The organism is Pseudomonas sp. SIMBA_041, from assembly GCF_046535095.1.
GTDB lineage: Bacteria > Pseudomonadota > Gammaproteobacteria > Pseudomonadales > Pseudomonadaceae > Aquipseudomonas > Aquipseudomonas mucoides.
Genome location: NZ_JAWRXJ010000819.1, coordinates 1 through 243, shown reverse-complemented (window position 1 = coordinate 243; position 243 = coordinate 1). Strand labels below are relative to the sequence as shown.

The 243-nt window shown below is 33.7% G+C and carries 1 protein-coding gene; it reads left to right on the top strand.

Annotation, left to right across the window (positions count from 1 at the left end; translation table 11 throughout):
- A partial coding sequence (locus SB725_RS33420) for a glycosylhydrolase-like jelly roll fold domain-containing protein (protein WP_410923725.1) occupies positions 1-243 on the top strand: 243 nt, incomplete at both ends.

Sequence of the window (243 nt, the reverse complement as noted above, 5' to 3'; positions counted from 1 at the left end):
GGACAAGCTTTGACGATTTTAAAATAAAATATTATTCCGGAACAGCAGTTTACGATAAAACTTTTCAATATAAATCTAAAAACGAAAAGGTATTTCTTGAATTGGGTACTTCGGGTGCCGCAGCACAAGTCTTTATTAATGGGAAAAATGCGGGAATTGTATGGTGTTCCCCTTGGAGGATAGAAATTTCAGATTTATTACGAAACGGAAAAAATCATCTGGAAATCAAAATATCAAACTCAC